12 protein-coding genes and 1 pseudogene are annotated in these 9,541 nt (G+C 67.2%); 9 read left to right on the forward strand and 4 right to left on the reverse strand.

Features of this window, described 5'->3' with window-relative positions; all coding sequences use genetic code 11:
* Positions 1-480, reverse strand: a 480-nt coding sequence (locus tag GJ629_RS11605; protein WP_197428572.1) for a universal stress protein, incomplete at its 3' end; no start/stop codon positions are given.
* A gap of 60 nt (positions 481-540) precedes the next feature.
* Between GJ629_RS11605 and GJ629_RS11610 the strand changes: the two genes are divergently transcribed.
* The gene (locus GJ629_RS11610; protein WP_157513216.1) at positions 541-1,569 is read left to right on the forward strand and encodes a phosphoribosylaminoimidazolesuccinocarboxamide synthase; all 1,029 of its coding nucleotides are present in this window, start codon (positions 541-543) and stop codon (positions 1,567-1,569) included.
* Here the strand turns inward: GJ629_RS11610 and GJ629_RS11615 are convergent.
* Positions 1,566-1,925 carry a DsrE family protein gene (locus GJ629_RS11615; protein ID WP_370515883.1) on the reverse strand — a complete coding sequence of 120 codons (360 nt, stop codon included), beginning with the start codon at positions 1,923-1,925 and terminating at the stop codon, positions 1,566-1,568. The genes GJ629_RS11610 and GJ629_RS11615 overlap by 4 nt on opposite strands.
* A 224-nt stretch (positions 1,926-2,149) precedes the next feature.
* Complete coding sequence (locus GJ629_RS11620) at positions 2,150-3,127, reverse strand: formyltetrahydrofolate deformylase (RefSeq protein WP_370515884.1); 978 nt, start codon at positions 3,125-3,127, stop codon at positions 2,150-2,152.
* A gap of 109 nt (positions 3,128-3,236) precedes the next feature.
* Here GJ629_RS11620 and GJ629_RS11625 point away from each other — a divergent pair, with 109 nt between their 5' ends.
* From GJ629_RS11625 to GJ629_RS11655, 8 genes and pseudogenes are all read left to right on the forward strand, one after another.
* Positions 3,237-4,052, forward strand: coding sequence for a response regulator (locus GJ629_RS11625; protein WP_197428573.1), 816 nt, complete (start codon positions 3,237-3,239; stop codon positions 4,050-4,052).
* Entirely contained in the window at positions 3,958-4,152 is a 195-nt protein-coding gene (locus tag GJ629_RS18020) for a GAF domain-containing protein (RefSeq protein WP_370515885.1), read from the forward strand. Before GJ629_RS11625 ends, GJ629_RS18020 begins: the two co-directional genes overlap by 95 nt.
* Positions 4,149-4,808 (forward strand): hypothetical protein, encoded by a 660-nt coding sequence (locus tag GJ629_RS11630; RefSeq protein ID WP_157513219.1) that lies wholly within the window; start codon positions 4,149-4,151, stop codon positions 4,806-4,808. The genes GJ629_RS18020 and GJ629_RS11630 overlap by 4 nt, the downstream gene beginning before the upstream one ends.
* A gap of 36 nt (positions 4,809-4,844) precedes the next feature.
* A complete protein-coding gene (gene purS, locus GJ629_RS11635; RefSeq protein WP_157513220.1) occupies positions 4,845-5,096 on the forward strand; it encodes a phosphoribosylformylglycinamidine synthase subunit PurS in 252 nt (83 codons plus the stop codon).
* Positions 5,096-5,773, forward strand: coding sequence for a phosphoribosylformylglycinamidine synthase I (gene purQ, locus GJ629_RS11640; protein ID WP_157513221.1), 678 nt, complete (start codon positions 5,096-5,098; stop codon positions 5,771-5,773). The genes purS and purQ overlap by 1 nt, the downstream gene beginning before the upstream one ends.
* A gap of 42 nt (positions 5,774-5,815) precedes the next feature.
* Positions 5,816-6,093, forward strand: a pseudogene (locus tag GJ629_RS17155) (hypothetical protein).
* 75 nt (positions 6,094-6,168) lie between these two features.
* Positions 6,169-6,885 carry an ABC transporter ATP-binding protein gene (locus GJ629_RS11650; protein WP_157513222.1) on the forward strand — a complete coding sequence of 239 codons (717 nt, stop codon included), beginning with the start codon at positions 6,169-6,171 and terminating at the stop codon, positions 6,883-6,885.
* Positions 6,882-8,141 carry an ABC transporter permease gene (locus GJ629_RS11655; protein ID WP_157513223.1) on the forward strand — a complete coding sequence of 420 codons (1,260 nt, stop codon included), beginning with the start codon at positions 6,882-6,884 and terminating at the stop codon, positions 8,139-8,141. The genes GJ629_RS11650 and GJ629_RS11655 overlap by 4 nt, the downstream gene beginning before the upstream one ends.
* Positions 8,142-8,268: 127 nt before the next feature.
* On the opposite strand, the gene GJ629_RS11660 is transcribed toward GJ629_RS11655, so the two are convergent.
* Positions 8,269-9,366: an archaeosine biosynthesis radical SAM protein RaSEA gene (locus GJ629_RS11660; protein WP_157513224.1), complete on the reverse strand. Its 1,098-nt coding sequence runs from the start codon at positions 9,364-9,366 to the stop codon at positions 8,269-8,271.
* Positions 9,367-9,541: the final 175 nt, after the last annotated feature.

Below are 9,541 nucleotides of genomic sequence, written 5' to 3' on the forward strand. Positions count from 1 at the left end.
GTCGCTCCCGTCGGTCGGCAGGAGGATATCCTCGTAGGGAAAGTCGAGTCGATCGCCCTCGACGGTTCGAGCGGTCAGTACGGGCGTCTCGGCCAGTCTGACGACTTTCTCCGTGACGCTGCCCAGCAGGGCCTGCGACAGCCCTTGCCGGCCCTGTGTCGGCATCACGATCAGGTCCTGGTCGTACTCCTCAGCGTAGTCGACGATGGTCTCGGCCGGCGTCCCTTGGACGATGTCGGTCGTGTAGTCGGCGTCGAGGCTGTCGAGGGTCGCCGCTCCGGGTTCGAGAACGTCGGCCCCGTGGTCGACCAACCCGTCGACCACCGACGACTCGACGCGCGTGACGCTGTGTTGGGTCGTGTCGGCGACGTACAGCAGCGTGATCGTCCCGTCGGCCCAGTGGGCGAGTTCGCCGGCGTGGTGGAGGACCGCCGCCGCGCCGTCGCTGTCGTCGTACGGAAAGAGGATGTTCTCGTACATACGTGGGTGTTCGACGGGCGTTCGGAAATGGTTTTGCGACGGGCGGAGAACGGTCGCCCAATGACGAGCGTCAAGGAGTTCCGCATCGACGCGGCCCCGACGGCCACCGACCTCGGCCGCGGCGCCTTCGTGTTCACCGACGACTACTCCGTCTTCGACTGGGGGAAGATGCCCGACGAGATTCCCCACAAGGGCGCGGCCCTCTGTACGATGGGCGCGTTCAACTTCGAACGCCTCGAAGCCGAAGGCGTCGCCACCCACTACGAGGGCGTCACCGTCGACGGCGAAACGGTCGCTCTGGACGAGGCCGTCGACGCGGGCCACGCCCCCCGGGAGATGGCCATCGCGCTGACGCAGGTCCCGGACCTCCCGAACGACGGCGCCGACTACGACTACGATTCGTACCACGCCGAGGCGGGCGAGAACTACCTGATCCCCCTCGAGATCGTCTTCCGCAACACCGTCCCCGTCGGGTCCTCGCTCCGCAAGCGCGGCGACCCTGCCGACTACGGCCTCGACCGCGAGACGTGGCCCGACGACCCCGTCGACCTCCCGGACCCGGTCGTCGAGTTCTCCACCAAGTACGAGGAACAGGACCGCTATCTCGACCGCGGGGCCGCCGACCGCATCGCCGGCGCCGCCGACGTCGACGCCCTCGAATCGGTCGCGCTCACCGTCAACGACGTCCTGAACGACCGCGCCGCCGAGACCGGGTTCGTCCACGAGGACGGGAAGATCGAGTGTCTCTACTACGACGGCGAGATCCGTGTCGCCGACGTGGTGGGCACCTTCGACGAGAACCGCTTCTCCTACGACGGCCAAGAGGTCTCGAAGGAGGTCGTCCGCCAGTACCACAAGCGGACCCAACCCGAGTGGGTCGAGGCCGTCGGCGCGGCCAAGTCCGAGGCCGACAACCGCGGCGTCGCCGACTGGAAGTCCCTGTGCGAGGCGTCGCCGTCCCCCCTCGACGACGACGTGATCGAGGCCGTCAGCGACCTCTACTGTGCTGGAACCAACGCCTACGTCGGCGAGGGCGTCTTCGATGCGCCGGCCGTGGACGCGGCCGTCGACGCCGTCCGGGACCTCTAGGGGAGTTTCAGGTAGTTCGCCCCGCGGTGTTGGGTCCGGACGACTTCGGCGACGCCCGAGGGGATGGTCTCGACGCCCTCGGCGAGGGCCGCGGCCTCGTGCCCAAACCGGTCCAAGGAGTTCTCACAGGCACAGACCGCGACGCCGTTGTCGATCATCGTCCCCACGCGGTCGGCCTCGGGGGCCGACGCGAGGAGGAACCGGACGGCCGGCCCGTTGACGACGAGTCGCATCATACTCGGCGGCGTCGACACCGAGTCGTCCCGGACGAGGTTCGCGAGGTTCCGGAGTGCCATCCGCCAGTCGCCGCTCTCGTCGCTCGTGACGTGGATCACGACGCGCTGATCACTGCTCACACGGACTGGTCGGTCGGAGCGGACATAAAACGTGTCAGTCGTTCAAACTTCCTCTAGAATGGTGAGTGCGGTTCCTCGCTTCGCTCTCAAACAGCCCCACAGCGCGCTCGCGGCTTCGCCGCTCGCGTTCTCGCGGTTCCTCGCTTCGCTCTCAAACAGCCCCACAGCGCGCTCGCGGCTTCGCCGCTCGCGTTCTCGCGGTTCCTCGCTTCGCTCGGAACCGCTCAATCGTCGGCTTCGATATCCTCATCATCGGCGACGAACTCGCCGAGCCCGTCGATAGGCCGGTCGGGGTTCTCTTCCGCAAGAACCTCGGGCGCGCCGAGTTGGACGTCCTCGCTGTCCTCGCGGAGTTTCGTCCGGCCGCGGTGGACCGACACCGCCTGATCGAGGTGGAGGCTGATGGCCTCCAGTAGCGCCTCGGCCTCAAGCGGTTGGCCGATCTGTCTGAGTTCCTCCTCGGTGGCGTCGTCGGGGACGTTGAACGCCCGCTGGGTGATGATCGGGCCCTGATCGAGGTCCGTCGTCACGTAGTGGGCGGTGACGCCGGCGATTCGGACACCCTCCTCGATGGCCTGCATGTACGCCGACGCCCCCGGGAACGACGGGAGCAGGCTCGGGTGGACGTTGATGATCTGGCTCTCGTAGCGGAAGACGACCTCCGGGCTGAGGATGCGCATATACCGCGCGAGGACGATCAGATCGGAGTCGTACTCCGCCAGCAACTCAAGCAGTTCGCCCTCGTCGGGCGTCCCCTTCTCGTCGCCGATGTCGTGGAAGGGAACGTCGTACTTCTCGGCGAGCGGTTGCAGATCGGGGTGGTTGCCGATCACCACGTCGATGTCGGCTCCGAGGTCGCCACTGGCCCACGACTCGAAGATGGCTTCCAGACAGTGTGACTCCTTGGTGACCAGTACGGCAATTGACTGTGTCTCGCGGTCTTTGGGGAACCGGACCTTGATCTCGACGCCGAGATCATCAGCGAGGTCGTCGATGTCCTCGCGGAGTTTCGCCTCGGTACAGACCATCTCGGAGGTGTCGACGTGCATCGTCATCCGGAACAGCCCGTCCCGGACGGCCTGATCGAGGTCCTCGATGTTGATGCCCCGCTCGAACAGCAGCGAGGTGACTGAGGCGATCAGTCCGGTGTCGTCCTCGCCGACGACCGTCAGTTCGGTCAACTCGCGAGTCACGGTACCCACCGCCGTTCGGCGTCGGTTCTCATCGTGTGTGGAGATGTGCGACGGGCGGAGCAAAACCCTTCGGTTTCGCCCCACCACAGCTAAACCGCTGGAACTCCCACACCGTGTTATGACAGCATTCGGCACCCCGCGCGTCCTCGTCGTCGATCCCGACGCGGACGACCGGGCGGCCGCCGCGGACGCGCTGACCGCGAGTGACACCCCGGGACCCGAAGCGGCGGTGACGGCCGTCGCCTCCGTCGAGGCGGCCCGCGACGCGCTCGATTCGGGCGATATCGACTGCCTCGTGACCGAGTACGACTTCCCCGAGGAGAACGGCCTCGGCCTCGTCGAGTGGGTCAGAGACACTGACCCCGACGTGCCGTGTATCCTCTACACCGACGCGACGCCCGAGGAGATTCGGACGGCGGCCTTCGAGACGGTCGTCGTGGAGTACCTGCCCAAGGAGATGCCGGACTCGGCGGTGGCGCTCTCGCGGCTTGTCGGCAACGTAGTCGGCCAGCACGGCCAACTCGCCTATCCCATCCCCGAGAACGAGGACGAACGGCTGGCGGCCATCGAACAGTACGACGTCGAGGGGATGGAGGCGAACGACACCATCGAGCGGATCACCGACCTCGTTGCCGAGAGCTTCGCGTCCGGGCCGTCTTCGCCGGCATCGTCGACGCCCACGAGGAGCGGTTTCTGGCCTGTCACGGCGTCGACTGGGAGACCCTCGACCGCGAGAACTCCATCTGTACCCACACCATCCTCGAAGACGACTACATGGTCGTCGAGACGTCCAGTCCGACGCCCGTTTCGCCGGGGCCGAGGTCCTCGAAGACCTGAAGATTCGATCCTACGCCGGCGTCCCGCTGAAGACGCCGGCCGGCCTCCCCATCGGTGCGCTGTGTCTCATCCACGACGAGCCACGGGGCTACAGTGAGGCCGACGTGGAGACGTTGCAGTTGTTCGCGGAGGAACTGATGGAACAGCTAGAGCTGCGGCGGCGACTGGCCGAGCGACCGGCGGAGGCGGATCGATGACCCAGCAGGTGGCAAACAGATACGAGTTCGAACGGCTCCCGCTGTCCCCCATCGACCCCGGGACGAACGTGCTCGTCGCCGGCCCGTCGCTGAGCGGCGCCCGACGGCTCCTGCTGGAGATGCTCGCCGACGGCGGCGACGACGAGGGCGTCCTGCTGGTCTCGGCGGACCTCTCGGGCCACGAGGCGGTCAGGGCCTACGAGGAGACCGGGTCCGCGTTCGACACCGGCCGGATGTGCGTGATCGACTGCTCACAGCAGGGGAGCGAGACCGACGGGACGATCCGACAGGTCGGGAGCCCATCGGACCTCACGGGCATCGGCATCGAGTTCTCGTCGCTGTACGAGTCCCTCAGCGGGCGCAACCGGCCGCTGGTGCGCGTCGGCCTCTACTCGGTCTCGACGCTTCTGGTCTACGCCGACGACTTCCGGGCGGTGTATCGGTTCCTCCACACGATCACCAGCCGAATCCGGACGGCCGACGGCCTCGGCGTCGCGGCGATAGACCCCGAAGCGACCGACGACGAGGCGCTGGGAACGGTCACCCAAGCCTTCGACGCCCGCATCGACGTCCGGAACGGCGACGACGGCCCCGAGATCAAGGTCCGTGGCCTCCCCGACCAACCGGACGGGTGGCTCCCGGTCCCAGAGAGATAGCAAGCGTTTTCTCCCGGCGTCACGGCGACTCCAGTAATGACAGCCTACACCGCGACGGTCACCGTACGCCTCAAGTCCGGCGTCCTCGACCCCGAGGCCCAGACCACCCAGCGTGCGCTCGAACGACTGGGCTTTGAGTTGGAGTCGCTGCGCTCGGCCGACGTCTTCGAGATAGACCTCGAAGCCGACTCCGCCGAGGCCGCCGCCGACCGGGTCGAGGAGATGGCCGAACGCCTGCTCGCGAACCCGACCATCCACGACTACGAGGTCGCGGTCGCCGAGGCATAATGATCGCAGTACTGCAGTTCGGCGGGAGCAACTGCGACCGCGACGCCGTGCAAGCGCTCGCGTCGCTGGGTATCGAGGCCGAACGCGTCTGGCACGAGGACGGCCTCCCCGAGTCCGTCGACGGCATCGTCGTCCCCGGCGGCTTCTCCTACGGCGATTACCTCCGGGCCGGCGCGATGGCCGCACGCTCGCCGATTATGGCCGAGGTCCGCGAGGCCGCCGATTCGGGTACGCCCGTCCTCGGAATCTGTAACGGTGCACAGATCGGCTGTGAGTCGGCACTGACCCCCGGCGCGTTCACGACCAACGAGAGCGCCCGCTTCCAGTGTGAGCACGTCCACCTCCGCGTGGAGAACGCCGACACGCCGTGGACGGCCGCCTACGACGAGGGCGACGTGATCGACCTCCCCATCGCCCACGGCGAGGGACGCTTCGAGATAGAAGACGGGAAACTCGATGAACTGGAGGCCGACGACCGGATCCTCTTCCGGTACTGTGCGGCCGACGGCACGGTCACCGACGCGGCAAACCCCAACGGCTCGAAGGGCAACGTCGCGGGCGTCACCGGCGAGGCCGGCGACCACGTCGCCGTCCTGATGCCCCACCCCGAGCGCGCGACCCTCGCTGACGTCGGCGCGACCGACGGCGCGGGCATCCTCGACGGGTTCGAGGTCTGACTCGCCAGCACACTGAACTGTCGCGGCCGTCTACGTCCCGGTATGGAACCCACCGAGGTCCGGGTCTGGCTCGTCGAACGTACCTACTCCGACGACGAGCAGAACCTCATCATCCTCACCTACGCGACGCCCGACGCAGTCGCTCCTTCCGCAAGGAGCGCGCCCTGCCGAGTTTCACCGGCGCGAGCAGGGAGACACGGGTCTCCATCGAGGTCGACCGCTCGAACCTCGGGACCGTGGCGGACGAGGAGACTCGTGAGCGCTACGCCGCCGAGGTCGAGCGAGTGCAAACGAACCACGACCGCGACGGGACGCTGTGACTCGGAGGCAGAGTTTCCGCCCCTGAAACACGCCGTCATTTTTTATATCGGTACCCGGAGTAGGCTCGATCACAGATGCCAGACGCCGCCGTCACGGTCCGCGGGTTGTCGAAGAGATACGGGAACGTCGAGGCGCTGACGGACCTCAGTTTCACCGTCGAGCGCGGGGAGATATTCGGCCTCGTCGGCCCCAACGGCGCGGGCAAGTCGACGACGCTGCGCATCCTCGCGACGCTTCTGACCCCCGACGACGGCGAGGCCGTCGTCTTCGGCGCCGACACACAGACCGACCCCAACGCCGTCCGGGAGGCGATCAGGTACCTGCCCGAGGAGGCGGGGGCCTACGAGAACCTCACCGGGCGGGGGTTCCTCTCGTTCGTCGCCGGCTTCTACGCCGAGGACCCCGACCCGATGGTCGAACGCGGCGTCGAACTCGCCGATCTGGACGAGCGTATCACCGACAAGACCGGCGACTACAGCAAGGGGATGACCCGACGGCTCCTGCTCGCCAGCGCGCTGATGACCGAACCGCGACTCGCCATCCTCGACGAACCGACCTCGGGACTGGACGTCCGCAACGCCCGCGAGATACGGGAGGTGATCCAGTCCTACCCCGGCGAGGAGCGGAGCGTCATCCTCTCCTCACACGACATGCTGGAGGTCGAATACCTCTGTGACCGGGTGGGACTGGTCGACCGCGGCCGGGTCGTCGCGGCGGGGACGCCCGCGGAGTTGGTCGCCCAGACCGGGACACAGAACCTCGAGGACGCCTTCCTAGAGGTGACGGCGTGAGCGACTTCCTCAGGCTGGTCCGCAAGGAGGCCAGAGAGCTCCTGCGGCCGCGGTACATCGTCCCGATACTCGTCGTCCCCATCGTGTTCCTGGCGATGGGACAGGGGTTCAGCGGCGTCGAGGACGGCGCGAACGAGGAGCCGGCCGTCGGGCTCGTGATGAACGACAGCGGTCGGTACGCCGACCTGCTGGAGGAGACCTACGACCGGCGCGCGAACGTCACCTACCGCGGCGCGAACGTCAGCGCCGAGACGGCCATCGAGGAGACGCGTGGCTCGGGCGGGAAGACGGTCATCGTCGTCCCGCGTAACTTCACCGAGCGCATCGAAGACGGGGCCGCGCCGGGACGGGTCGAGACCTACACCGTCGTCGACAACCTCGGTATCGCGGGTATCAGCAGCGCTGGGGCGGGGACGGCCCCACTGGGCGAGGCCAGTCAGGTCATCGCCGCGAACGCGACGGGTGCGCCGCCCGGACAGCTATCGCCGATCACGGCCACCGAGACGTCCATCGTCCGGGGGGAGCGCGTCGACGCCTCGCCCTCGTCGATCAACAGCGACCTGTTCGGACAGCTGTTTTTCGTCCCCGTCGTCATCGTCGTCGTCATCGTCTTCTCGGGCCAGATGGTGATGAACTCGATGGGGATCGAAAACGAGAACAAGACGATGGAGACGCTGCTGACGATGCCCGTCGCGCGCCGCACCATCGTCGCCGCGAAGCTCGCCGGAAGCGCGGTCATCGGCCTGTTCGCGGCCGGACTGCTCGCCGGATCGATGTTCTACTACCAGTCGTCGCTGTCGTTCGGTGACGGGGGTGGTGGCCTCCCGGCGCAGTTCTCGCTCGGCCCGGCGGAGTACGCGCTCATCGGCGTGTCGGTGTTCCTCGCTGTCGTCGCGGCGCTGGCGATGGCGCTGTGTCTCGGTATCTTCGCCGGCGACCAGCAGGGGGCGCAGGTGTTGGTCCTCCCCATCGCGTTCGTCGCCGGCGCGCCCGCGGCGGTGACCGTCTTCACCGACATCGGCGCGCTGTCGCTGCCGTTGCAGGCCATCGTCTACGCCAACCCGTTCACCTACCCGTCGCTCGCGCCGAAGGCACTGCTCGTCGGTGATCCGCTCGTCATCGTCGGCGGCACCGTCTACCAACTGGTGTTCGCGGCCGCGATGGTCGGACTGGCGGTCCGGCTGTTCGGCTCCGACAGAGTCGTCACCGGCGACGCCGGCCGTCTGAGCGATATCTTCGAGTCGCTCCAGCGGTAGCCGCCGCTTCGAGTTTTCGAGAAGGACCCAGAAAGGCCCGTGAGGGCCGATGTACCATGGCAGGTAGGGAGTACCCGCCACGTGGCTGTACGTGTGAGTTGTTATAAGTTTCTCGGACGCCGCAAACTCAGCGGGCCAGCGGCAGGTTGTAGCCGCGTTCGCGTTCGCGGACGACGTCCCACGTGTGTTCACACTGGCAGTCGACCTGCTGGAAGACACTGGGGTCCTGCCGGAGGTCGAAGTCCTTGATGGCCTTCTGGACGCGGTCGTCACACTCCCCGCAGTTGTGAGCGCCGCGGTCGCTGCCGTGGCCGACGGGGTCCGAGACGACGATAACGTCCTCGTCGGCGGTCGATTCGAGCACCTCGGCGACGCTCCAGAGCCACGGCGGCCGGTAGCCGTCCCGGAAGTACAGTTGCTCGACCATCGTGAACTGCTGGACGTTCGTGGGGTTCATCGAGACGGTGTGACAGCCCTCGACGGCCGCGCACTTCCGGACCGACCGCTTCATGTCCTCGATTGCCTCGCGCTCGCTCAGGAACGGCGGTTTCATCAGGAGGTAGGCCTTGACGCCGGCGTCGGCGGTGGACTCGTCGGCGTCGACTTCTCGGACCGCCGCGCAGGCGTCCTCGAAGTCGGCGAAGTCGAAGTACTTGTTCACGCAGTCGTGGCGGACGCGGTCGGTCGCCGTCTCCAGCCCGACGGCCACGTCCGTCGCGATACCGCGGTCGGTGAAGTCGGTGACCTTCTCGCGGTCGACGAAGTCGGGCAGGCTCTCGACGACGATGCGGTCGCGGTCGGCGAACGTGTCGGCGATGGCCCGTCGGGTCTCGGCGGGCACCTCTCGCTCGTCGAGGAAGCTTCCGGAGGTGTATATCTTGATGAGCCCCGACTCGTCGTCCGCGTTCTCTTCCTCGTGGTCCAGACAGGCCTGTATCTGGGTCATCAGGTCCTCGTGGGCGACGGTGCCGCCCTCGACGGACTCGGCGACGTAGCCACACATCGTACACCCGCCGGCGCGGGCCCACCGGCAGCCGCCGGTGTTGAGGATGATGGTGAGGCTCTGGTACACCCCGTCGGGGGTGTTGTCCTCGTCGATCCAGACCCGCGTCGGTTCGGTCGGGTCGTGGCTCTCGTCGTTGCGCCCACGTATCTCCCGCATCACGCTGTTGTGGGCGTCCATCCCCTTGCCCTGCTCGTAGACCTCGGGGCTCGGCTTACTCATTGCCCAACCGTAACCGACGCCACCGTATAGCCCCTGCGTTCGCCCCCGCGACGGCGTCATAGTGTTTATTGTCGGTCATTTCGGGATCGACCGCCCACCGGGAGGCGCCACGCTGTTCGCCTCCCGAGCCCCTGCGTCGTGTCACTCCGCAGGACGAACTCGGGCGTCGCACCGG

This window comes from Halapricum sp. CBA1109, from assembly GCF_009741825.1.
In the GTDB taxonomy this organism is placed as follows: domain Archaea; phylum Halobacteriota; class Halobacteria; order Halobacteriales; family Haloarculaceae; genus Halapricum.